General features: G+C 60.1%; 21 protein-coding genes. 14 read left to right on the plus strand and 7 right to left on the minus strand.

The annotated features are described in order from the left end of the window. Window positions 1-11: 11 nt before the first annotated feature. From rpsM to GPK42_RS08120, 8 genes are all read left to right on the plus strand, one after another. Window positions 12-386: a 30S ribosomal protein S13 gene (rpsM, locus tag GPK42_RS08085; RefSeq protein ID WP_022094275.1), complete on the plus strand. Its 375-nt coding sequence runs from the start codon at window positions 12-14 to the stop codon at window positions 384-386. Window positions 387-400: 14 nt separating this feature from the next. Then, window positions 401-805 (plus strand): 30S ribosomal protein S11, encoded by a 405-nt coding sequence (gene rpsK / locus GPK42_RS08090; RefSeq protein WP_006235274.1) that lies wholly within the window; start codon window positions 401-403, stop codon window positions 803-805. 19 nt (window positions 806-824) lie between these two features. Beyond that, window positions 825-1,421, plus strand: coding sequence for a 30S ribosomal protein S4 (rpsD, locus tag GPK42_RS08095; protein WP_006235275.1), 597 nt, complete (start codon window positions 825-827; stop codon window positions 1,419-1,421). A gap of 32 nt (window positions 1,422-1,453) precedes the next feature. Continuing rightward, entirely contained in the window at window positions 1,454-2,395 is a 942-nt protein-coding gene (locus GPK42_RS08100; RefSeq protein ID WP_195246761.1) for a DNA-directed RNA polymerase subunit alpha, read from the plus strand. A gap of 30 nt (window positions 2,396-2,425) precedes the next feature. Then, on the plus strand, window positions 2,426-2,893 hold the full coding sequence (rplQ, locus tag GPK42_RS08105; RefSeq protein WP_006235277.1) for a 50S ribosomal protein L17: 468 nt from the start codon (window positions 2,426-2,428) through the stop codon (window positions 2,891-2,893). A gap of 92 nt (window positions 2,894-2,985) precedes the next feature. After that, window positions 2,986-3,810 carry a tRNA pseudouridine(38-40) synthase TruA gene (truA, locus tag GPK42_RS08110; protein ID WP_215694731.1) on the plus strand — a complete coding sequence of 275 codons (825 nt, stop codon included), beginning with the start codon at window positions 2,986-2,988 and terminating at the stop codon, window positions 3,808-3,810. A gap of 119 nt (window positions 3,811-3,929) precedes the next feature. After that, entirely contained in the window at window positions 3,930-5,006 is a 1,077-nt protein-coding gene (locus tag GPK42_RS08115; protein ID WP_215694732.1) for a glycosyltransferase, read from the plus strand. 132 nt (window positions 5,007-5,138) lie between these two features. After that, window positions 5,139-5,576 (plus strand): arginine repressor, encoded by a 438-nt coding sequence (locus GPK42_RS08120; RefSeq protein ID WP_215694733.1) that lies wholly within the window; start codon window positions 5,139-5,141, stop codon window positions 5,574-5,576. A 215-nt stretch (window positions 5,577-5,791) separates the two neighbouring features. Here GPK42_RS08120 and GPK42_RS08125 read toward each other — a convergent pair whose 3' ends face one another. Next, entirely contained in the window at window positions 5,792-7,990 is a 2,199-nt protein-coding gene (locus GPK42_RS08125) for a transglycosylase domain-containing protein (RefSeq protein ID WP_215694734.1), read from the minus strand. A gap of 160 nt (window positions 7,991-8,150) precedes the next feature. Here GPK42_RS08125 and GPK42_RS08130 point away from each other — a divergent pair, with 160 nt between their 5' ends. The 4 genes from GPK42_RS08130 (at window position 8,151) to GPK42_RS08145 (ending at window position 14,535) form a co-directional block, all read left to right on the plus strand. After that, window positions 8,151-10,127, plus strand: a complete 1,977-nt coding sequence (locus tag GPK42_RS08130) for a U32 family peptidase (protein WP_215694735.1) — start codon at window positions 8,151-8,153, stop codon at window positions 10,125-10,127. 96 nt (window positions 10,128-10,223) lie between these two features. Further along, window positions 10,224-11,435 carry a tyrosine--tRNA ligase gene (gene tyrS, locus GPK42_RS08135; RefSeq protein ID WP_215694736.1) on the plus strand — a complete coding sequence of 404 codons (1,212 nt, stop codon included), beginning with the start codon at window positions 10,224-10,226 and terminating at the stop codon, window positions 11,433-11,435. A 278-nt stretch (window positions 11,436-11,713) separates the two neighbouring features. Beyond that, the gene (locus GPK42_RS08140; RefSeq protein ID WP_215694737.1) at window positions 11,714-13,534 is read left to right on the plus strand and encodes an adenine deaminase; all 1,821 of its coding nucleotides are present in this window, start codon (window positions 11,714-11,716) and stop codon (window positions 13,532-13,534) included. Window positions 13,535-13,740: 206 nt separating this feature from the next. Then, entirely contained in the window at window positions 13,741-14,535 is a 795-nt protein-coding gene (locus GPK42_RS08145) for a Cof-type HAD-IIB family hydrolase (protein WP_215694738.1), read from the plus strand. Between the two features lie 110 nt (window positions 14,536-14,645). Here GPK42_RS08145 and GPK42_RS08150 read toward each other — a convergent pair whose 3' ends face one another. From GPK42_RS08150 to GPK42_RS08175, 6 genes are all read right to left on the minus strand, one after another. Then, complete coding sequence (locus tag GPK42_RS08150) at window positions 14,646-15,488, minus strand: Cof-type HAD-IIB family hydrolase (RefSeq protein ID WP_215694739.1); 843 nt, start codon at window positions 15,486-15,488, stop codon at window positions 14,646-14,648. Window positions 15,489-15,575: 87 nt separating this feature from the next. Then, window positions 15,576-16,994: a citrate synthase gene (locus tag GPK42_RS08155; protein ID WP_118079450.1), complete on the minus strand. Its 1,419-nt coding sequence runs from the start codon at window positions 16,992-16,994 to the stop codon at window positions 15,576-15,578. Window positions 16,995-17,071: 77 nt separating this feature from the next. Further along, on the minus strand, window positions 17,072-17,359 hold the full coding sequence (locus GPK42_RS08160; protein WP_006235289.1) for an ACT domain-containing protein: 288 nt from the start codon (window positions 17,357-17,359) through the stop codon (window positions 17,072-17,074). Window positions 17,360-17,755: 396 nt separating this feature from the next. Continuing rightward, a complete protein-coding gene (locus GPK42_RS08165; RefSeq protein WP_255360342.1) occupies window positions 17,756-18,463 on the minus strand; it encodes a site-specific integrase in 708 nt (235 codons plus the stop codon). Window positions 18,464-18,481: 18 nt separating this feature from the next. Beyond that, window positions 18,482-18,733 carry a helix-turn-helix domain-containing protein gene (locus GPK42_RS08170; protein ID WP_006235292.1) on the minus strand — a complete coding sequence of 84 codons (252 nt, stop codon included), beginning with the start codon at window positions 18,731-18,733 and terminating at the stop codon, window positions 18,482-18,484. Window positions 18,734-18,742: 9 nt separating this feature from the next. Then, window positions 18,743-19,255: a DUF2975 domain-containing protein gene (locus tag GPK42_RS08175; RefSeq protein WP_006235293.1), complete on the minus strand. Its 513-nt coding sequence runs from the start codon at window positions 19,253-19,255 to the stop codon at window positions 18,743-18,745. A 134-nt stretch (window positions 19,256-19,389) separates the two neighbouring features. On the opposite strand from GPK42_RS08175, the gene GPK42_RS08180 reads away from it, so the two are divergent. Both GPK42_RS08180 and GPK42_RS08185 read left to right on the plus strand, forming a co-directional pair. Beyond that, entirely contained in the window at window positions 19,390-21,612 is a 2,223-nt protein-coding gene (locus GPK42_RS08180) for a hypothetical protein (protein WP_215694740.1), read from the plus strand. A 5-nt stretch (window positions 21,613-21,617) separates the two neighbouring features. Then, window positions 21,618-22,358 carry an ABC transporter ATP-binding protein gene (locus GPK42_RS08185; protein ID WP_117769450.1) on the plus strand — a complete coding sequence of 247 codons (741 nt, stop codon included), beginning with the start codon at window positions 21,618-21,620 and terminating at the stop codon, window positions 22,356-22,358. Window positions 22,359-22,365 lie beyond the last annotated feature (7 nt).

The raw sequence follows: 22,365 nt of genomic DNA on the forward strand, positions 1-22,365 counted from the left end.
AGGAGACTACGTTGGCCCGTATTAATGGTGTCGACCTCCCGCGTGAGAAGCGCGTTGAGATCGGTCTGACCTACATTTACGGCATCGGCCGCACCACTGCGACGAAGATTTGCGTCGAGTGCAACGTTAACGTGGACACGCGCGTTAAGGACCTCACCGAGGATGAGGTTAACGCCATCCGCGATTATATCGATAAGAATCAGATCATGGTTGAGGGCGACCTCCGCCGTGAGCGCAACCAGAACGTCAAGCGCCTTATGGACATCGGCTGCAACCGCGGCCTTCGTCACCGCAAGGGCCTCCCGGTCCGCGGCCAGCGCACCCACACTAACGCTCGTACCCGCAAGGGCCCGAAGCGTCAGATCGGTGCTAAGAAGAAGAAATAAGGAGCGCTAGATAGATGGCTACTGCTAAGAAGAACGTTCGCGCTGCCCGTCTGAAGCGCGCGGACCGTAAGAACATTTCCGTGGGCCAGGCTCACATTCGTTCTACGTTCAACAACACGATCGTTTCGATCACCGATCCCCAGGGCAACGTCATTTCCTGGAAGTCGGCTGGCCAGGTGGGCTTCAAGGGCTCCCGTAAGTCCACGCCGTTCGCTGCCCAGATGGCTGCCGAGGCTGCTGCCAAGCAGGCCATGGAGCACGGTATGAAGAAGGTTTCCGTCTTCGTCAAGGGCCCCGGCTCCGGTCGTGAGACCGCCATCCGCTCCCTCCAGGCTGCTGGCCTCGAGGTCTCGAGCATCCAGGACAAGACCCCCATTCCGCACAACGGCTGCCGCCCCAAGAAGCGTCGCCGCGTGTAACTGAAAGGATCGTATCAATATGGCAATCGACAGGACTCCTGTTCTTAAGCGCTGCCGTCAGCTCGGGATCGATCCCGCTGAGCTCGGTTACAGCAGCAAGAAGGAATCTATCCGTCAGCCCAAGCGCCGTCGCAAGGAATCTGAGTACGGCATGCAGCTGCGTGAGAAGCAGAAGGTCAAGTTCATCTATGGCGTTCTGGAGAAGCAGTTCCACGGCTACTTCAACAAGGCCCGTAAGATGAACGGCGTCACCGGTGAGAACCTCATGATCATTCTTGAGTCTCGCCTCGACAACGTCGTCTTCCGTCTGGGCTTCGCTCGCACCCGCAAAGAGGCTCGTCAGTCCGTCCGTCACGGTCACTTCACCGTGAACGGCAAGCGCGTGGACATTCCGTCCTACCGCGTCAAGGCCGGCGACGTCGTCGCTGTCGGCGAGAAGTTCCGTGACCTCCTCCCCATCAAGGAGGCCCTGATTTCCTCCGAGCGCTTTGAGGTCCCTGGCTGGCTCGAGGTCGATATCGAGAAGCTGTCTGGTAACGTGCTCGCTCTGCCGACGCGTGAGCAGATCAGCGGTGATATCAACGAGCAGCTCATCGTCGAGCTCTACTCTAAGTAGTCCATCCGGGCTGCTGAGGCTGGAGGTAATACATGTCAGAATTCATTAGGCCTCAGGTTCAGGTCGAAGAGATCAACGAGACCTCTGCTCGTGTCTCCGTCGAGCCGCTCGAGCGTGGCTACGGCGATACGCTGGGTAACTCGCTTCGTCGTGTTCTTCTGTCCTCGCTCGAGGGTGCCGCCGTCGAGGCCATTCAGATCGATGGTGCGCAGCACGAGTTCATGACCATCCCTAATATGGTCGAGGATGTCACCGACATCGTCCTGAATGTCAAGGGTCTTGTCTTCAGGGCTCTCGGCACGACCGACGAGGCGACCGCCACCATCTCGGTTGACGGCCCCTGCGAGGTCACCGGTGCGGACTTCTTTATTCCGTCCGAGTTTGAGCTGGTCAACCCCGAGCAGCACATTGCTACGCTCACCGAGGGTGGCCATCTCACCATGAGCATGCGCATCGGCTATGGCCGCGGCTATGTCTCTGGCGAGGCTAACAAGCGTGACAACGATCCCATCGGTGTGATCAACGTCGACTCGCTGTACTCGCCGGTGTCCCGTTGCGCCAAGCTCGTTGAGGCTTGCCGTGTCGGCCAGCATACCGACTACGACCGCCTTGTCCTCGAGATCGAGACCAACGGTTCCATCGCTCCGCGCGACGCCGTGGTCCAGGCTGCCAATATCATCAACCAGCATATGGCCGCCTTTATGAACCTTGCCGAGACCCCCGAGGTCGAGGAGGAGGCTTCGATCTTCGCTCCCGAGGTCACCAACGACAACGCCGAGCTGGACAAGCAGATCGAGGATCTGGACCTTTCCGTCCGTTCCTACAACTGCCTTAAGCGCGCCAGCATTCACTCGGTCCGTCAGCTCGTTGAGTTCTCGGAGAACGATCTGCTCAACATCCGTAACTTCGGTGTTAAGTCGATCGAGGAAGTGAAGGACAAGCTTGAGTCCATGGGCCTGAGCCTGAAGGCTTAATGCTTCGCATATTTGAGGAGAAACTAGACCATGCGTCACAACGTTAAGAAGGGCCTGAAGCTCGGCACCGATGCGAGCCACACCAAGGCCATGAAGAAGAGCCTTGCTAAGGCCCTCTTCGAGAACGACCGCATCAAGACCACCGAGACCCGCGCTAAGGCGCTGCGTTCGGTCGTCGACCCGATCATCACCTGGGCCAAGAAGGGCGATCTGCACTCTCGTCGTCTGGCTATCGCCAAGCTCGGCGATAAGCAGCTCGTTGCCGAGATCTTCGACAAGGCTGCTCAGGGCATGTGGCAGGACCGCAACGGCGGTTACACCCGCATCATGAAGCTCGGTAACCGTAAGGGCGATAACGCTCCTATCGTTATCATGGAGCTCGTCACCGAGCCTTGCACGCCTAAGGCCAAGAAGGCTGCTCCGGCCCCCAAGAAGGCCGCTGCTCCCAAGAAGGTCGAGGCCGTCGAGGAGGCTCCTGCTGAGGAGACCGCTGAGTAGACATTCTGTCTGCATAGGCTATATTCGAGGGGTACGTTCGCGTACCCCTCTTTTTTTGTCGCAATACCGTTGCTAGTTTGTTGGGAGCGCCCATGACTGCGCCGTCTGATTTCAATTCGACCCCCGAGCTCGACGCCACCCTTGTATTTCGCGTGGCCTACGATGGCTCCTCCTATAGCGGATTTGCCGAGCAGCCGGGCCAGACGACGGTTGCAGGCGAGCTGCGCCGTGCAATCGAGACGTTGCTGCGCCGCCCAATCGATCTGACGTGCGCGGGGCGTACCGATGCCGGAGTTCATGCGGTGGCCCAATACATCAGCGTGCCTGTAACGGACGCTGAGCTCGCTTTGACGCGCCGTAGGTGGCTGAGGGCTATGGATGCCCTCCTGGGCAAAGATATCGCCATAAACGAGGTCTACAAGGCTCGTAAGGGCTTTTCTGCACGTTTTGACGCGCGCTCTCGTACTTACACCTATCGCATTGCCGACCGTGATGCGCGGCCCGTGCTGTCACGCGGTGCCGTGTGGTGGCATCGCTATCCCCTCGACGTCGATGCGATGGCGGCCGCCTGCCCTGCGCTTTTGGGCGAGCAGGACTTTAAGAGCTTTTGCAAGGTCGCCTCTGCCGTGGGCAAACCTACGCACCGCTGCGTAATGCGTGCCGAGTTTGACCATGAGGTCGCCTTTGGCGAGGACATCCTCACGTTTACCATCGAGGGCAATGCGTTTTTGCATTCGATGGTGCGAACCATTGTGGGCACCCTTGTCGAGATCGGCATGCATCGCCGCGATCCCGAGTGGATGCGCGATGTAATTGATGCCTGCGATCGCTCCGCTGCCGGTCCTACGGCGCCCGCATGCGGTCTTACCTTTATGGGCGTGGACTACGACCCCACCGAGCTTGTGGTGCTCGATTAGGGAAGTGGCTTCCTGACGGCGATCTTTGTGTGCAGTGCCTGTGAGCGGGGCGTGTGCAACATCTGTTCTTGACGTGCATCGCGACGGGCGACCATCCGCATTTAATGACGGGGTGTACCATGAACGGCAGTTTGTTACTGGCTGTCGAGAGGACGGAAAACTTGGTTCGACGTGGTTCGCATCCGCGACTTTCGGTGATCCTGATTGTTGAGGGTTCGCCCAGTTATACGATGCGCGCTCTCGAGAGCATCCAGAACCAAGACCTCTATGATTTGCAGATTGTCGTCGTTTGCCGCGGCGTGGTAGCCGGTGTGCGCCATTCGCTCGAAGTTGCTGCCGACAGAGACATTCATATTGATTTGATTGATGTTGAGGACCCAGCGCCTGGTGCCTGCCTGCGTGCCGGCTTTGCGGCTTCGCGCGGCTCCCAGATCATTGCGATGAATGCCAATGAGTGGTTTGCGCCGCAGTCCCTTTCGCAGATGGTCGAAAGCTCCTGCGACGCTTCTGCTGACATCGTGTTTCCCTCTGTTTCGCTCGATCGCTACGATGTTCACCGCGAACGTCATTCCCGAGTTTTGGACGCGACATCCGTTTCTGAAGATGAGGACCGGGCGGCTTGCCTGACCCAATTGGTTTCCTATGGTTTAATCCGACAGACCTCTGGCGTGCTGTATGATCGCGCCCTCTTTGAGGCGTGCCTTGCGCATGGCGATGCGTTTCGCACGGTGTCTTTTTTGACGTTCGCGCTTTCGCAGGCAAAGCGCGTTTCGGGATGTGGCCGTGCCCGTTTTCATGCAGTGGCGCCGTCGATTACGGAGACGTTTGACCCCACGATGTTTGCCAGGCTTTCTGATGATATCGGGGCGCTCGACAGGCTTGCCGACTCGCTTGCCGTCGCGGGCGGTGGCGATCAGTTGAAGCTGGTCTGCCAGCGGTATTACTACGCCAGCCTGGTTGCCTGCATCGAAAATTTGTGTCTGAGCCCCCATGGGGTGTCTTCAATAGAGCGTTCGGCCCGTTTGCATGATATGCTCGAAGCACAGCGTACCCGTCAGATGGTTGCGGCTCTTAAAGGCAATCATCAGGGTTTAGGTCTGCTCTATGGTTCGATAGCTGGTGCCAAGCCTATGCGGTGTGCGTTGTATACGCATCTGGCGGCCTTTTTCAATCGTTCGGGCGTCAGGACTGTCTAGTAGCGTGATTTTCGAAATTAATTGCATGGAATTGTTTCGAAATGCGTTCTTATTCACTAAAACCCTCAAATAGCGCTAAACTATTCAATCACTAAGTGATTGTCTCCGCCATCTTTTGGAGTGAGGTTTTGTATGGCCAAAAAACGCAATGGGCGCCAGGATGCCATCAGAGATATTGTTCGCAATAAGGACGTACGTACGCAGCGCGTTTTGGTAGACGAGCTTCGCGCCATGGGTTTCGATTGCACGCAGGCGACCGTTTCGCGCGACATCGCGGACATGGGACTGCGTAAGCTCCCCGAGGGCATCTATGTCCTTGCCGAGGACCTGCATCTGCAGCGCATGGTTTCCGAGTTGGTTACCGGCGTACTGCGCACCGATAATCTGGTTATGATCAAGGCACAGCCCGGTGCGGCTTCTGGTATTGCCGCAGCGGTCGATGCCGCGGAGCTGCCCGACGTGCTTGGCTCGCTTGCCGGCAACGACACGATCTTAGTCATTGCGCAGACGGCCGAGGACGGCGAACGCCTTGAAGCGCTCATCAACAAGCTGAGTAACTCTCACAAGTAGGGGATGCGTGGCACTGCTGCTGTGCCGATTGTTGCTATAGGTAATTGCCGAGGGCGTTGACGAAGGCCAGCGCCCTTTTGCATGCCAGTGCCTGTTGCTCTATCGGTCCTGCAGCCGGGGCCGTCGTGGCGTCTTGTGGCATCTGTCGAAATAAAGAAGCGCCCGAGCAGCGTACGTGCTGCTCGGGCGCCTTGGTGTCAGATGCCGCTTTGCGCCTACTGGCCCGTAGAGGGGTCGGGCGTGGGCGTAGGACCGGGGGTAGGCGTCGGCGTGCCACCGTCGCCACCCGTGCCGCCATCGCCACCCGTGCCACCGTCGCCACCGTCGCCACCTGTCGTACCGCTATCGCCGGTGGTGTTACCGCCCGGGGTTTCAGTGGTCGTGGTTGTCGTTGTCGTTGTGGTGGTTGTGGTCTCTTCCTCTTCTTTTTCCTCGTCTTTATCCTCTTCGTCTTTCTTTTTGTTGTTTGTGCCGTAGAACTTCCAGACGTTATTGTTCTTGTACGTGGGAGCCGTTCCGGTCTGGAATTCCTCGCGCTCGGTGCCCGCAAGAACGGTGTTCATGAACTTCTTAAAGACGGGCAGGTTGGTGCTGTTGCCCAGCAGGTCCGAACCGTACTTTTGGATGGGAATCTCGCCTGCGGAATAACCGGTCCACAGGGCGCATGCCAGTTGCGGCGTGAAGCCGCAGAACCACAGGTTGGTGGTGTTGTCAGTGGTGCCCGTCTTGCCGGCATAGGGCTGGTTGACGTTCAGCGCGCCGGCGGCACCCGTGCCGCTGCCCTGCATGACGCCGGATAGAACATCGGTAACCGCGGCAGCCTCGCCTTCGGTGAGCACCTGCGTGGGATTGTCGGTGTGCTGGTACAGAACCGAGCCGGTACGCGAGTCGATCTCGGTAATGGCGATGGGCTGACGGTAGTAGCCACCGTTGGCAAACGTTGCGTAGGCAGATGCCATCTCGAGCGGTGAGATGGACCCGGTGCCGAGCGTCATGACGGGAACGTCCTCGATATTGTCCTTGGCGGGATCGATGCCAAGCTTTTTGACGAGCGACATGATCTTGTCATTGCCGATGGCTTCGGCCACCTGAATGTAGCCGGTGTTGGATGAGTATGCCGTTGCCTGTTTAAGCGTGATGTTGCCATAGCTCTGGTTGCCGTAGTTTTGCACCTCGGTCGTGGTGCCCTTGGCCTTGAGCGGCGAGTTGCAGTTGAGGGTGACGTTGGGGTTCATACCGTTTTGGATGGCAGTTGCCAGCGTAAAGGCCTTAAACGTGGAGCCCACGGGGCGCTTTGCCGTAGCGTGGTTCACGTGATTCTCGTCGGCGTTGTAGTCGTAGCCGCCCACCATGCACTTGATGTAGCCGGTCTTGGGGTCAACGACGACCATGCCCATGTCCAGTCCGTCGAGCGAAAGCGTGTCGAGCTGCGAGCGCACGGCCTCCTCGGCCACCTGCTGCATGGTGGGGTCGATGGTGGTCTTGACGGTCAGACCGCCCTTAAAGAGCACGTCGGTGGAGAACTCCTGCTCAAGCAGCTGCTTAACGTAGGCGACAAAGTAGGGCTGAGAGTACACATCGACGCCACTGCCCGAAATCTCGGTCACGTTAAGCGTGATGGGCTCAGCCTGCGCGGCATCGTGCTCTTCCTGCGTGATGTGGCCCAGACGCAGCATGTTGTCCAGAACCTTGTTGCGGCGGGACAGCGCCAAGTCGGGATTAACCGTGGGGTCGTACTGCGAGGGCGAGTTGGGAAGGCCGATCAGCAGCGCGGCCTCGCTCAGGGTGAGGTCGGCGGCGGTTTTGGACAGATAGGTCTCGGCGGCGGCCTCGATGCCATATGCTCCATGGCCGTAGTAGATGGTGTTGAGGTACATCATGAGGATCTCGTCTTTGGAGTACATATCCTCCATCTTGATGGCGATATAGGCCTCGCGCACCTTACGCTCGATGGTCGAGTCGAATTGTTCCTCCTGCAAGATGGTGTTGCGAACCAGCTGCTGGGTGATGGTCGATGCGCCCTCGTGGCCGCCGGTGAGGGTTGCCACCGATGCGCGTGCAATGCCCCAGAGGTCGATGCCGCCGTGCTCGTAGAAGCGCTCGTCCTCAACGTCAACGGTGCCCTGCAGCACGTACGGGGACACTTGGTCCTTGGTGATGGACTTGCGGTTTTGCGTATAGAAGCTGGCGATCTTGTTGCCGTTGCAGTCAACAATTTCGGTAGGCTCGCTGACCAGATAGGCGTTGGCGTCGGTGTAGTCGGGCAGGTCGGACAGCCAGCGGTTGACATTGCCGATCATGCCGATGCCAAATGCTACGCCCGCGATGAGCAAAAAGCCCAAAAGCGAGAGCAGGATGACGGGCAGGGCGTGCGTCTTAGAGCGACCGTGTCCCTGTCGTTGGCGAGGACCCATATATTGACCTCCAAGTATGTCGTGCCAGGCGGCGGGTATGCGTCGGGCAGGATGGACATAAGTTATTACACGATAAACCAAACGAGGCACGCGGGGCCTCGTGTATGCTGGATGACGGCATTTTTCAGAGTGAATGCATACCTTGGTGAGGAGTTTACCGATGGCGATTCGGCCGATGGAACCGAGCGGACAATGCGAAAGCGAGTTGGCGGCGGCTGGAGTGGCGCTGCCCGAACTGCTGGCGCCTGCTGGCGGGCTCGACCAGATGCTCGCGGCGATTGCGGCGGGTGCCGATGCCATCTATGCGGGGCTGGACGGATTCAACGCTCGAGTGAGCGCGCATGGCTTTAACGATGATGAGTTCGCGCGCGGTTGTGCCGTGGCCCATGCCCATGGCGTGCGTGTGTACGTGACGCTCAACGTATTCGTGTTCGATGATGAGCTTGCCGACGCCGTGGCGTTGGGGGCGCATGCGCACGCGTTGGGTGCCGATGCGTTGATTGTGGCCGATGCCGGGCTGGCTTGCGCGCTACGTGCGGCGATTTCGGGGGTCGAGATTCACCTGTCCACTCAGGCGGGCGCTCATAGCGAGGGTGCCGTGCAGTTGGCTGCCAAGGAGTTGGGCGTTGAGCGCGTGACGACTGCGCGCGAGCTGAGCGTTGCAGAGATTGAGACGCTTTGCGCTACTGGCGTGCCCATCGAGGTGTTCTGCCACGGCGCTATTTGCATTGGATACTCGGGTGCGTGCGGGTTCTCTGCCCTTCGACGTGGCCGCTCTGCGATGCGCGGCGACTGCACGCAACCGTGCCGTCTATCCTATGACTTGGTGGACGAGGCGGGGCAGAGTGTTGTCGCTGTCGAAGGGGATCGCCTGCTTTGTCCGCGTGACTATCTGGGCATCGCGCATCTGCCCGAGCTTGTTGCCGCCGGCGTGGCATCGCTCAAGATCGAGGGCCGCATGAAGAATCCCGACTACGTCTTTAACGTGGTGAGGGTGTGGCGTCGGGCGCTCGATATGCTGCGCGACGGCACATGGGATGCCGATGCGGTGCCGGCGCTTGAGCGCGAGCTGGGAAGGTCGTTCAACCGCGGCTTTACCGATGCGTATCTGCGGGGTCGTTCGGGCGCCGAGCTCATGAGCTTTGAGCGCGCGATCAACCAGGGTGTGCGCGTGGGCCACTTGGTGGCGGTGGCTCACGAAGAGGTGACGGTTGAGCTTGATGCCGCCGTGGCGGCGGGCGATACGCTCGAGATCCGATTTTACCCGGGTGCCGACGCGCGTCCCGATGTGCCCAAGCGCTGGCCACAGGTGCCTTGCCCCGTGGATGCCGCTGCGGGAGAGCGCATCGTCGTGCATTGCAAACGCAAGGTGGACGCGGGCTGCGAGGTCTATCTGATTCGCAGTGCCGGCGTGCTGGGGCAGACGGCAACGGTGTTGGAGCGCATGCGGGTCGAGGCAGATGCAGTCGCGCCTGCTGAGCAGTCCGTTGAGGTGCTGCCGTTTGAGGGCGTTCTGGCAGATGGCGATGTACCGACGGAGTTGGCGGGACCGGCGGAGCCGGCAAAGCATGAGGCTTTTGCTCGTATGGTCTTTGCCTGGGAGCTGATGGATTTGGATCCGCGCGATGAGTGGGATCTGTCCGATGCGACGGTGGTGCTCGACGAAGTGTGCCGTGCAGGCGACGCCGAGCGGACTCGAGCGCTTATGCAACATGCCGGGCGCGTCGTCTGCCGCAATCTGGGACAGGTGGCGATGGCCCGCGAGCTGGGCACGACGTTTGACGTGGCGGCGCCGGTGTTCTGCGCCAATCGGGTCACGCTTGCCTGGCTGCGCGGGCTTGGCGCGAGGTGGGTATACTTGCCTGCCGAGTTGCTCAGCAATGACAGGGAGCGTATCGCCGAGCTGGCTGCTGAACCCGGCGTCTTGGGTCCGGTCGACGCCGACCGTCCCGAGCTCATGGTGTGCGAGCACTGCCTGCTGACCGCCGAGGGCGTTTGCGCCACCGATGCGACGGGGCGGGTCCGTTGCCGCGACTGCTTGCGTCGTCGGCAGGTGCGCTATCTGGTCGAGCGTGACGGTACGCGTCTGTCAGTTGCCATCGACGCATGCGGCAGGACGAGGATTTTCCTGTCGTAGATGCTGCGTCGCGTCAGTTTGTTATCATAAGAGAGTTTATGGACTTCCAGCACCGCCGTTTTCGGCGAGGGTGCTATAGCAAAAGGAGGATACCCAATGCTGTCTGTTGACGAGCAAATGCGTATCATCACCTCGGGCGCCGCGCAGATCGTCCCCGAGGCCGACCTTCGCAAGAAGCTTGAGAAGGGCGAGCCCCTCAACATCAAGCTCGGCGTCGATCCCACCAGCCCCGACCTGCACCTGGGCCACGCCGTGCCGCTGCGCAAGATGCGTCAGTTCCAGGACCTGGGCCACAACGTCACCCTCATCATCGGCAACGGTACCGCGCTGATTGGCGATCCTTCGGGCAAGAACTCCACCCGCCCGCAGCTTTCGCAGGAGCAGATCGAGGCCAACGCCGAGACCTACGTGAGCCAGGCCATGAAGATCCTGGATCCCGAGAAGACCACCATCGTGCACAACGGCGACTGGATCTTGTCGATGGATCTGGCCGGCCTGCTGCAGGTGTGCTCCAAGTTCACCGTCGCCCGTATTCTCGAGCGCGACGACTTTACCAAGCGCTACCAGTCCCAGACGCCGATCGCCCTGCATGAGTTCCTGTATCCCGTGATGCAGGCTTACGACTCCGTGCAGATCAAGGCCGACGTGGAAATGGGCGGCACCGATCAGCTCTTCAACCTGCTCGCCGGCCGTGAGCTCATGGAGAAGATGGGCATGGAGCCCCAGATCGCGCTCACCATGCCGTTGCTCGAGGGCACCGATGGCGTCCGTAAGATGTCCAAGTCCTACGGTAACTACATCGGCCTGACCGACGCGCCCAAGGATATGTTCGGCAAGACCATGTCCATCCCCGACGAGATGATCGGCAAGTACTACCGCCTGGCGAGCTCGCTCACCCCGGCCGAGGTCGACAAGATCGACGCTGCTCTGGCCGACGGCTCCGCCGATCCCTATGAACTCAAGCGCGCTCTGGGCCGCGACCTGTGCGACACCTACCACGGCGCCGGTGCCGGCGACGAGGCTCAGGCCGAGTTCGACCGCGTGTTCAAGGAGGGCCAGCTCGCCGACTTCCCCGAGAAGCATGTTGAGCTGACTGTTAACGACGAGGGCCAGATCTACCTCGCCGGCCTGCTCAAGGACCTGGGCCTTTCGGCCAGCGCCGGCCAGGCCCGTCGCGACATCGACGGCGGCGGCGTCAAGATCAACGGCAAGGCCGTGGCTCCCAAGAGCTACAACATCGACCCCAGCGCCCTCAAGCTGGGCGACACCCTCTCCGTGGGCAAGCGCAAGGGCTTTAAGTTGATCTAACGGGCAAGTTGACCTCACAAGTGCAACAAGGCCGCAGCCGGGATTCCCGACTGCGGCCTTTTTAGATGATCCCTTGGGGACGGAGGAAAACGGATCACCGGGCCAAACCGACCCCCTCGGTGATCCGTTTTCCTCCGTCCCCAAGGGATCATTTGGCAGTGCCGTTAAGCGGAAGGGGTGTTATCGGCGGCCTCCTTTTGGGTATACAATGGCTATTGGTTTGCTGCGGTGAAGGCCTGTCCGCTCCGCAGCTTTTTTCTACGGTTAAAGGAGTATGTATGTCCGTTGAGGTCATGAGATCTGTGATCGAGGCCGCCGAGGGTCGTGTGCCCGTTGACACGCTGTTTGCCAACGCACAGATTGTCGATGTGTACGGCCAGCGCGTGGCGCCCGGTAGCGTTGCCGTCAAGGATGGCGTGATCGTCGGTGTGCTCTACGATGGTCGCGACGATGCCGCCGGTACGTATGAGGCTGCCGAGGTCATCGATTGCCAGGGCCGCTATCTTGCCCCCGGTTTTATTGACGGACACTTGCATATCGAGTCTTCGAACATCCGCCCTGCCGAGTATGCGCGCATGGCGGCGACGCGCGGTACCACCACTGCCATTGCCGACAGCCACGAGATCGCCAACGTTTCCGGCCTGGACGGCCTGCGCTTTATGATCGAGGACGGCCGTCGCGCGCCCATTTCCATCAAGTACATGATGCCCTCGTGCGTGCCCGCGCTGCCCGATGAGCAAGCAGGCGCTGTGATTACCGCCGCTGACATGCAGGCGTTTTTTGCCGAGCATCCGGGCGATGTCTTTGGCCTGGGCGAGATGATGAACCTGCCGGGCGTCTTTATGGCCGATCCCGAGACCTGCGCTCGAATCGACGCTGCCAACCAGACGCCGTCCAAGCAGGTTGACGGTCACGCGCCGCTCGTTGCCGGCAAGGACCTCAACGCCTATGCCGCAGCAGGTATTATCGCTGACCATGAGTCGACGATTCCCGAGGAGGCACTCGACAAGCTGTCTCGCGGCATGTACGTGATGCTGCGCGAAGGTACGTGCAGCCATGACCTGGCCAACCTGTCGCCGATGCTGCTGGAGAATCCTGCCCGTGCCCGCCGTTGCTGCTTTGCGACTGACGACCGTGCTCCCTCCGACGCGCTTGCGACCGGCATGATCGATAACGCCTGCCGCGTGGCGATTGAGGCCGGTATCGACCCCGTGGTCGCTATCTCTATGGCGTCCCTGTCCACGGCCGAGGCGTTTGGCCTGGACCACGGTTGCCGCGACCCGCACGAGCTGCGTGGCGCCATCGCCCCGGGCAAGCGTGCCGACCTGCTGGTGCTCAATGACCTGACGTTTGCCACGGCTCCGCATCGCGTATATGCCGCCGGTGCCCTGGTGGCGCAGGACGGTACCTTTGTGGGCGAGATTGCACCCGAGATGGCCGAGGTTGCGGCCCTTGCCGATGAGCTGCGCGCCTCCGTTAAGCTGCCGAAGCTTTCGCTCGACGTATTCGACTATGCCTTTAAGCCGGGCGAGGCCGTGATTGACGTGGTGCCGGGTAAGGCCATCACGGGTATGGCTCGCCCCGAGAGCGCCGAGGGCCTGCGTCGCATTATGCTGATCGAGCGCCATGGCCGCGGCGTGTCGCTGCAGGCCGAGGGCGCCGACGGCGATGGCCCCGCTGGCCTGGGCCTGGTCGGCAAGCATATCGGTCGCGGCTGGGTGCGTGGCTTCACCATCACCGGTGGCGCCATTGCCTCCACAATCGGCCACGACTCGCACAACGTATGCGTGGTGGGCGACAATGCCGCCGATATGATGGCTGCTGTTGAGGCTGTGGGCCAGGGTGGTCACGTGCTGGTGCGCAACGGCGAGGTCGTGGCGCGCATCCCGCTGGCGCTCGGCGGCCTGATGAGCGAAGGCACGGCCGAGGATGTCGCCGCGCAGCACGACGACTTTATGGTCAAGGCGCGCGCCATGGGCATCGAGCCGCCGCTCGACCCCATCATGGGCATCATCTTCCTGCCCCTGCCGGTTATCCCGACGCTCCGCATCCGCCCCGAGGGCATGTTCGACGTCACAACCTTCACCTACGCCGACTAGTCATCGGGGACGTTCTTAAACGTCTAGTCGCCTGCGACACTCTTTGACGTGTTGCCTGGCGCTGCGACCGTGGGACCTCTGACGCGCGTGAGCTATTTGCTAGGTCCTTGTAACGTTTGCGCCCGCGGAGTCTTACCTGAGCTCCCTTTGGGTACGTTGGAATTGGATACACGTTCGATTCCAACAAGCCCGAAGGGAGCTTTTCCATGTTTAAACTGATTGCATCCGATATGGACGGCACGTTGCTTGACGAAAACAGCCAGGTGCCTCCCGAGACCTACGAACTGATTCTGGCGCTACACGAGCATGGCGTGCATTTTGCCGCATCGTCAGGTCGCCGCTACGATCGCCTGTGCGAGTTCTTTGCGCCCGTTCGCGACAAGATGGACTTTGTCGCCGCTAACGGTGCCCAAGTCTACGCCGACGGCAAAATGGTAGACCGTGAGGTGTATTCGCACCTGGCGATTCGAAAGCTCGCCCAAGCAGTCGCGACGTTTCCCAATCTGCATCTTGCGCTCTTTGACCGAACCAAGTCCTTCCTGCTCGATGACGAGTGCAAGTTCGTGCGTGAGGTCGATAAGGACCTTCCCAATGCCGAGCGTATTTGGGAGCTGCCCGATCCCAGCGTAAATATCATCAAGGCGAGTATCTTTTGCGATGACGGTGTCGTTATGGACAGCGCCTACGTGCTACAGCGCGAACTTGGTCAGCTCTTTACTTTTGCGCCTTCGGGCAACGCGTGGATCGATGCTATGCAGCCCGGTGTGTCGAAGGCCTCGGGCATCGCGCAGCTCGCGGAGCATTACGGCATTGGACGCGACGAGATCATGGCGTTTGGCGACTCGATGAACGACTACGAGATCATTCGCTTTGTCGGCACGGGCTGCGCAATGGAAAACGCGCGCCCCGCGCTCAAAGCGGTTGCCGATCGCGTCGTAGGCTGCAACCGCGACCACGCCGTTCAGCAGGAGCTCCGTCGCGTGCTGGAGAGTCTCGCCTAATTCGGCAGATGGAGACGTTCCTTTTCTGTCGGCAGCCGGGGACAGTCTTTGCGGCGCCCCGCGAGGAGTGTCCCCAACGACTACTTAGCTACCCTGCCGGGTTGATGCTGCTAGGCGAGGGCGGCCATGATGGTGCGGGCGACGCCGTCGTGGTCGTTGTCGTATTCGGTGATGGCGTCGGCGGCCTCGCGGTCTTCGGGTTCGCCGTTGATCATGGCCATGCCGTGGCCCGCTGTCTGCAGCATGGGGATGTCGTTGATGTTGTCGCCGAACGCCCAAGCGTCGGCGAGACGCTCGCCCAGGTGCTCGCATAGCCACGTGAGGGCCGTTCCCTTGGTGGCGCCCTCGCCCATGACCTCGATATTCATGGCGTACGAACGCGTGACCTCAATGCCTCCGAGCGTGTCGAGCTCCGCCGCGATGGCGTCGCGATCGGCCGGGTCGTGCCAGTACATGGCGATGCGTTCGAGCGTCTCGACCTCGTCGATCTTGCTGTCGATATCCATGTCGATCGGTGTTCGTGTGCGCTTGAGCGAAGCCGCGATGTGGGGGTCGCCGCCGCAGAACTCATTCAGACGCGCGTAGAGCGAGCGGGGGAGGAAGCACTGCCCATCCGCGAAGATATCGAAGGTCACATCGTGGCCGGCGGCGATGCGGTGGATGCGATGGGCAATGCCGCAATCGAGCGGTCGGCTCAAGATGCGCGTTGCGCGCGAGGTATCGGTGGGCACATCGTCGTCGAGCTGCCAGACGCTGGCGCCATTGGCACAGACGGCATAGTGCACGGCGGGATGGGCGAGGATGGGCTCAAAGATGCCCGACAGCGGACGTCCCGTGCACGGTACAAACTCAATGCCGCGACGTGCGAGCTCGTCGAGCATCGCCCAGGTGGCGTCGCTCATCTGCTTGTCACTCGTCAACAGCGTTCCATCCATATCGGAAAAAACAATCATTCGATGCAGCCCTTTCTGCTGGCATAAAAAGCGTGGCCGAGGGCGGTGATGCCCTGACCACGCTCGAGTTCTATAACGGTCTGCGTCCTAGCGGTCGGCGAGCGGCTTGTACTCCAGCGGCTCGATCACCGGACGATAGGCCGGGCGAATAATACGGTGCGCGCAGAAGAGCTCTTCCATGCGGTGTGCCGACCAGCCGGCCATGCGGGCGACGGCGAATAGCGGCGTAAAAAGCGTCTCGGGTACGCCGAGCATCTTGTAGATAAAGCCTGTGTACAGGTCGATGTTGGCGCAGATAGGCTTGGTCATGCCGTGGTCGCGCATCACCTGCGGTGCCAGGCGCTCGATGCGCTCGATGAGCGCGAATTCCTCGCCCAGATCTTTCTTGGCAGCGAGCGAACGTGCGTAGTGGCGGCAGACCTCGGCGCGCGGGTCGCTCAGGGTGTAGACGGCGTGGCCCATACCGTAGATGAGACCCGTGCCGTCGAAGGCCTGCTTGTCGAGAATCTTGCCCAGGTAGGCTGCGACCTCGTCCTCGTCCTCCCAATTGGAGACATGTGCACGGATGTCCTCGTGCATGGACACGACCTTGGCGTTGGCGCCGCCGTGGCGCGGGCCCTTGAGCGAGCCGATGGCCGCGGCGTAGGCGGAATACGGATCGGTGGCCGAGGAGGATAGTACGCGGCAGGCAAACGTGGAGTTGTTGCCGCCGCCGTGCTCGGCATGCAGCATGAGCATCACGTCGAGCAGCATGGCTTCGTCGCGGGTGAATGCCATGCCGCCGCGCAACACCTGCAGGATGGTCTCGGCGGTGGAGAGACCGGGCGTGGGATGCGGTACATGAACCTCGGAGCCGCGGCGCTTGGCGACCGAGGCCATATGCGCGAAGGCGGCGATGCGGGGGAGACGGGCGAGCATGGAGATGGCGACATCGATTTCGTGCTCGGGTGTAATGGCGTCGGGCTCGGCGTCGAAGGCGTAGAGCAGCAGCACGGCGCGCTGAAGCACATTCATGATGCTCGACGACACCGTGGTCATGGGGAACTCGCGGACGTATTCGTCGCTCAGGTGCCTAAAAGCACCCAGACGTCCGCAAAAACCGTCAAGCTCTTCCTTGGTGGGCAGAGAGCCCGTAATGAGCAGATAGGCGACCTCTTCGTAGCCGTAGCGGTTCTCGGCCTGGGCGTTGTTGACCAGATCTTCGATGCTGTAGCCACGAAGCGTGAGTTTGCCCTGATCGGGCACGACCTTACCGTCGACCTTGTTGTAGCCGTGCACATCCGAGATGCGAGTGAGGCCCGCGACCACGCCCGAGCCGTCGGCATTGCGCAGGCCGCGCTTGACATTGTGCTCAACAAATAGGCCCTCGTCATAAGGGTCAGTCGGCAGGCCATAGTAGAGATTTTCGCTTTCGGGCGAAATCTGGCGGCTCGCTTCGTAATCCAAGACCAGGCGGCTCAGGTGGTCGTCGAAGCGGTAATAGATTTTCTTGGCGTCGTAGGCCATGCGCGCTCCTCTCCGGGCCGCATCGGGGTGACTTGCATGGGCATGCGCGCGTCAGGCTATCCCCAGCGGCTTGCTCGCTACAGGCGGTACATAAAGTTGAAGACGTCCTCGCGCTGGATGGACACGTTGACGCCCGAAAGCTCGCCGGCCTCGGCCAGCGCCTTCTGCAGCTCGGCGAAGTCGAGCTTGGACTCGGCGGTATCGGCCAGCATGGTCATGGTGAAGATGTCCTCGATAATGGACTGCGTGATGTCGCGGATGTCGACGTTGGCCTCGCCTAGGACACGGGTGACGCCGGCGACGATGCCGGGGCGGTTCTTGCCAAGGACGGTGATGACGATACGGGAGGACGAGATCTCGGCCATGGGAAACCCTTTCGCGTGATTGCGGCGCGCGCGGGGCGCTCCGCTACGGTACAGTGTTCATCATTGTACCTGTCTGGCGCAAAAAAGGCGCGCTCGCTGCGGCGTTACATGCCTGCAACATGAGCGTAAGGGGGAAGGCCGTACGGGGAAGAGCCGTCTGGCGCGTGTCCGGCTCGTGTTGGGTTGATTTCCGATCTCAGCCGAACACATTGAGCGGACAGGCCGTTCCCGCAGTCAGCCGAACGCCTCCGACGGCTGATTCCGAACTGGAAGCGGAGGGCATCCCCGCCCTTCGGTAGGGGATACCGCTCCGCGGCGCATGCCGCGGGCGGCGCCCCTATCGGACCACCGTGACCTCAGTTGGGATGGGCCCAGCACTGCCGCGTACTCGGTGAGCTAGAGCCAACTGTTCGTCTTCACGTCGCGTATGGCGATATTTCGGTCGTCCGGCTCGGTGATGCCGTAGCCGAACGCCTGGAGCGTCTCGATGGACTCCTGGATCCTCTGTTGGAACATGGGACCCGGATCGACCCTCGGCCCGAGGTGCCCGCGCCAAAGGCACGGCGTGGCGCGCAGCATGTTATGGATTTTGGAGATGGGCTCGATGTCGGCGTAGACGTTGAGCGTCGCCATGGCGTCCTTGTGGCCGAGGATCGATTGGAGCGCCTTGATATCGCCGCCTTGGCGGATCCACTGCGTTGCGAACGTGTGGCGAAGGCCGTGGAACGTGATCAGCTCGTCGTTGGTGCCCATGAGGCCGTTGGTCTCCGAGAACGTCTTGAACGCCCTGCGGATATAGCTTGTCGTCGCGAAGGTCGCGCCCGGCTCCGACAGGATGTAGCAGTCCCCGATCTCGACCGCCCCGGTAAGGCCGCGCAAGCGCAGCTTTCCGCAGTCGATCTCGTGGGTCTCCTTCAGGAAGGGGAGTAGGCCGACCGGGTCGATGGGGATACCCCTGGCGTCATGGGTCTTGGTGTCCTTGATGAACGAACCCATTCCCTTCGCGTACGCCACCGAGTGTCTGATCGAGATCAGGCCCGTCTCGAAATCCACATCGCACCACCGAAGGCCGCAGACCTCGCCGATTCGCATCCCCGTGTGCAGGGCGAGTACGACCGCCCTCTAATCCTCGGCGGACCAATCGAGTCCGAACTCCTTTCGGGCATCCTCTTCGCTCATGACTTCGAGAAGGTCTCCGGGTTGGCAACGAAGGGCGAGGCATAGCTGCTCGAGTGTGTTGAAGCGAATGCCGCGAATATGCCCTTTTTTAATACGGGACAGGTTCACGGGCGTGGTTCCAATCCTTTCGGCAAGTTCGTTCGAGGAAATCTTTCGCTCGGCCATGATCTTGTCGAGGCGAACAATTACGGGCATGGCGTTTCCTTACGCAATCTCGTCGGAGTCGAGGTACAGCTCTCGGGCGTACAAGAAGAGCTGGGAAAGCATGAACAGGACGATGCCGAGAACCAGAGAGGTCCAATCGAATGATGAAGCGATCTCTTGGGCGCCGACGGCCCCCTCGCCGCCAAACATCGAAACGGAGGTTTTGAGTGAGCCGGCGTAGAGGCTGGTGGCAGCTTGAACAACGAAGAGAATGCCGAGCACCTTCAAGCATGTCGCAGACCCTTTCTTGAAGGGGTCTCCGCTCTTGATCGTCCACACGAGAACGGCGCTGAGGATGGTCGTAGCGATACCGATGACGGCAGGGACCAATGTCGAGATCGCAAGGGCTGGATACGCGGGGGAGTCTGCAATTACAGGGTTGTCGAGCACTTCGATTGCTGGCTTTAAGGAGAACGCCACTTGTGCGATGGCGGTGGCGCAAAGGGTCGCAGAGGCTATCGCACATGCGATGCGGAAGGAATGAAGCCGGGGAGTGCGATTGTCGGAACTCATAATAACCTCCGAAGAATTTAAAAGACTCAGGTTACTTTTTAACAGTTTATGTTAAATTGACTTTGCAGGCAAGTAATAAGGCCGAGCATTTTGTTCGGCCCCTCTGTTCCGACTGGATGAGGTTAAGGTTGGCGATGAATATGCTCAAAATCTCGAAGGCGATCTTTAGGTCGCTTCTCTCCTCCAGGTCGCTCTGTGTTGTCGTTGTTGCGTTGATGGTTCTTTGTGCTCTGCCCGTCTTCAGGAGCGTGGCTGGCATCGACGGACGGGTCGAATACCTCGAGTCGGGAATAACCCGTGTTGAGCAGGAATTGTCAGCATCCTATGCGGATGCGCTTGTGAATGCGGGGGAGGACGGTGTCTATACCTCTTCATCAAGCATGCCCGCGCTTCTGTACCCTCTTGCCGCGGGACGTCTTATCTTGGCACCGCTCTCTCCCCTACTTCCGTTTCTGCAGATATCGGATGGAGAGTACACCTATTATGACGGATCGAAGGAGTACTTGCTATGGGTCGCAACGGCCGTTGCCGTCTCGTTCCTTGCCGTGCGTCTTAACAAACGTGAAAAGCTCATCATCCAGGCACCGATGGGCGAGCTGGGTAGACTTGTTGCATCGAGCGTATGGGCGAGTGTTTTTGCAATGCTTGCCGTCCTCGCCATCAATCTTCCAGGGATAATCGCCGCGCTTGTGAAGAATGGCCCGGGCTCGCCGTTCTATCCGATAGGCTACATTCAATATGCGACTCCGGTTATCAAACCGGCTTGGCTGGTGTTCGCGCAGACGGCCATCTTGCAATTCTTGGTGGCAGCGTTCATCTCGCTTGTCGTTCACCTTGCCGTGAAGATTGCCAATAACCCTACGCTTGGAATCGTGTTCGTATGTGCCCTGATGGGGGTGACGATGGTTCCCGGGTATTACGGAAGATCCATCGCTTTACGTGAGTTCGCCCTGTTGAATCCCCTTACGTATGCGAACACTGAGTTGACCGTCGGCGCCTATAGCCCGTACCCGACAACGCAGATAGTGAATCTGCCTGGACTTTGCTTCGAGCGTGGCGCGATTGCCCTCGTATGCGCAATCGGGATCGAGGTGCTGGCAATTAGCCTGCTTTGCGTTGCTGGAAAGAGCGGCTGCGCGTGCCCGATATCCCCGATTTGTCTTGAGAGAGGTTCCTTCACTGCATCGAGAACGGCAACTCGTTCGAGCGCTTGTGCCTCCGCCGTTGCATACGTAAGAACGATGGGGAAACTGCTCCTGCGTTCTCCTACCCTCGCCGTATGCGCGATTGCAATGTCGACGACGATGCTGGCCCCGGCTCTGGTCGAGATGTTTCCTGACGCTGATAACGTTTCCGCTGTTCGGTATAGGGATGGGGAGCTCCGTTCAATAGATCGGTATCTAGAGCAGAACGCTGCGAATATGGACGTCGAGGGCAAAGCGGCCCTGGAAGACATGCGGGATGCTCTTTCGGGTTTCGTGTACGCGCCTATGCCTGCGGAGGGGTTTCGAAGCCTTGCGACGTACGAGCGCGCTCGAGGTGAGCTGGGCGCGGCAGATGCGACTCTCCTGCAATCGATCGGAATCGAGCCGGAGACTCCTTCTCGTGCGGAGGCGCGCGCCCTTCTGCTTGAGTCGATCGCGAACTTGCCGGACCCCAAGGTTTACGAGTTAAGTACGAAGATGCCCCCATTAATCCTCCTTTCGTATCTCCAGGCAGCGCTTCCCTCCTTATTTTTGCTGTTGCCCGTGGTTGTCACATCGCTCGCGTGCACCCACCTGCAGTGTCGTTCCCTTCTGGTTCTCCAGATCCCCGTAACAGCGCATGTGCGTTTTCTGACGGCTGTTGCGCTGGCTCTCCTGCTTGGCTTGGTGCTGCTTTTGGTGTCGATGGTTCCCGCTGTCGTTGTGTCCGTGATTAAGAACGGTGCGGGTGGATCGGAGTATCCCGTCGCTCTCATTCGGGCGGGAGCTTCGACAACGTCCATGGTGGGGGAGGCGGTGTTGTGCAGTATTCCGTTGCTGGTCATGGCATACGGCGTGATTTCCGTCGTCGCTGCGTTGACAGCAGCGATTAGCCGCAACCCCGTTGTCACCGGAATGGTTTGCGCGGTTCTCTTGGTGTTGGGTTCGTTGAGCGCTCATGTTGAAAGCGTGGGCATGGGCGTCGCGCTGCTGGCTCCATTCGCCTCGTTTGATCCCGCTTCCCAGGTGGGGACGATTGGGTTCCTTGGGCGAGGGACGAACGCGATGCCTTTTGGAGAGGTCGTCGGCGCATCGGGCGCTCTGCTGGTGGTCTTGGGCGCCGTATCTCCGTTGATGGTGCGCCTGAGTGTTCCAAAGATCGAAAGGGGATGATCTCGATGATTGACCTTCAAACGCTGACGATCTCTTATGGAAAGAAGGTGCTCGTAGATTCGGTGAACGCTGAGTTTGCCCCGGGTACGGTCTACGGTCTCGTCGCTCCGAACGGGCATGGAAAGACGACGTTGCTGCGTGCGATGGCAGGTTTGCCGGGTCCTCGCGTGGACGGGAGCATCGTTCTGGATGAGGTGCAGGGTACGGGTGCGAGAGAGGTCCGTTCTATGATCTTCTATGCACCTGGTGAGGGGACGCTGCTGTATCCCGGATTGCGTGCGGAAGATCACCTCAAGATGGTTTGCGATATGTGGCCGCATGCTCGCGATATCGAAGAGATAGTGGAACAAACGCAGATAGGCGAGTTCGCGAAGATGAGGATCCGCACTCTGAGCCAGGGCATGAAGCAGCAGCTTACCCTGGCGATTGCGTATGCGACGGGCGCGCGGTACCTTCTATTAGATGAGCCCATGAACGCGCTCGACCCCAGCAGGGTGGACTTGCATTCCGAGATTCTCAGGAAGCTGGCCGATTCTGGTACGTGCATCATCATGTCATCCCACATCTTGGATTCGGTCGATAGGCTGTGCGATGAGATTCTGTTTTTGAAGGATGGGAGGCTCATTAGAAGCATTCCGCAAGATGATGCTGCGCCGAAGTCTCCTGGATCCCATTTCGCAAAGCCTGCCGGACGCGCCGAGGGTGCGCTAAGCACGTATCGGCGACTCTACGAAAAGGGCGGGTAGAAATGCA

This window comes from Collinsella aerofaciens, assembly GCF_018785265.1.
Lineage (GTDB): Bacteria > Actinomycetota > Coriobacteriia > Coriobacteriales > Coriobacteriaceae > Collinsella > Collinsella aerofaciens_AI.

What these genes read in the sequence shown, in the direction of transcription:
- rpsK (WP_006235274.1), top strand. Translation starts at nt 401, where the DNA reads ATGGCTACTGCTAAGAAGAACGTTCGCGCTGCCCGTCTGAAGCGCGCG.
- rpsD (WP_006235275.1), top strand. Translation starts at nt 825, where the DNA reads ATGGCAATCGACAGGACTCCTGTTCTTAAGCGCTGCCGTCAGCTCGGG.
- GPK42_RS08100 (WP_195246761.1), top strand. Translation starts at nt 1,454, where the DNA reads ATGTCAGAATTCATTAGGCCTCAGGTTCAGGTCGAAGAGATCAACGAG.
- rplQ (WP_006235277.1), top strand. Translation starts at nt 2,426, where the DNA reads ATGCGTCACAACGTTAAGAAGGGCCTGAAGCTCGGCACCGATGCGAGC.
- truA (WP_215694731.1), top strand. Translation starts at nt 2,986, where the DNA reads ATGACTGCGCCGTCTGATTTCAATTCGACCCCCGAGCTCGACGCCACC.
- GPK42_RS08115 (WP_215694732.1), top strand. Translation starts at nt 3,930, where the DNA reads ATGAACGGCAGTTTGTTACTGGCTGTCGAGAGGACGGAAAACTTGGTT.
- GPK42_RS08120 (WP_215694733.1), top strand. Translation starts at nt 5,139, where the DNA reads ATGGCCAAAAAACGCAATGGGCGCCAGGATGCCATCAGAGATATTGTT.
- GPK42_RS08125 (WP_215694734.1), bottom strand. Translation starts at nt 7,990, where the DNA reads ATGGGTCCTCGCCAACGACAGGGACACGGTCGCTCTAAGACGCACGCC.
- GPK42_RS08130 (WP_215694735.1), top strand. Translation starts at nt 8,151, where the DNA reads ATGGCGATTCGGCCGATGGAACCGAGCGGACAATGCGAAAGCGAGTTG.
- tyrS (WP_215694736.1), top strand. Translation starts at nt 10,224, where the DNA reads ATGCTGTCTGTTGACGAGCAAATGCGTATCATCACCTCGGGCGCCGCG.
- GPK42_RS08140 (WP_215694737.1), top strand. Translation starts at nt 11,714, where the DNA reads ATGTCCGTTGAGGTCATGAGATCTGTGATCGAGGCCGCCGAGGGTCGT.
- GPK42_RS08145 (WP_215694738.1), top strand. Translation starts at nt 13,741, where the DNA reads ATGTTTAAACTGATTGCATCCGATATGGACGGCACGTTGCTTGACGAA.
- GPK42_RS08150 (WP_215694739.1), bottom strand. Translation starts at nt 15,488, where the DNA reads ATGATTGTTTTTTCCGATATGGATGGAACGCTGTTGACGAGTGACAAG.
- GPK42_RS08155 (WP_118079450.1), bottom strand. Translation starts at nt 16,994, where the DNA reads ATGGCCTACGACGCCAAGAAAATCTATTACCGCTTCGACGACCACCTG.
- GPK42_RS08160 (WP_006235289.1), bottom strand. Translation starts at nt 17,359, where the DNA reads ATGGCCGAGATCTCGTCCTCCCGTATCGTCATCACCGTCCTTGGCAAG.
- GPK42_RS08170 (WP_006235292.1), bottom strand. Translation starts at nt 18,733, where the DNA reads ATGCCCGTAATTGTTCGCCTCGACAAGATCATGGCCGAGCGAAAGATT.
- GPK42_RS08175 (WP_006235293.1), bottom strand. Translation starts at nt 19,255, where the DNA reads ATGAGTTCCGACAATCGCACTCCCCGGCTTCATTCCTTCCGCATCGCA.
- GPK42_RS08180 (WP_215694740.1), top strand. Translation starts at nt 19,390, where the DNA reads ATGAATATGCTCAAAATCTCGAAGGCGATCTTTAGGTCGCTTCTCTCC.
- GPK42_RS08185 (WP_117769450.1), top strand. Translation starts at nt 21,618, where the DNA reads ATGATTGACCTTCAAACGCTGACGATCTCTTATGGAAAGAAGGTGCTC.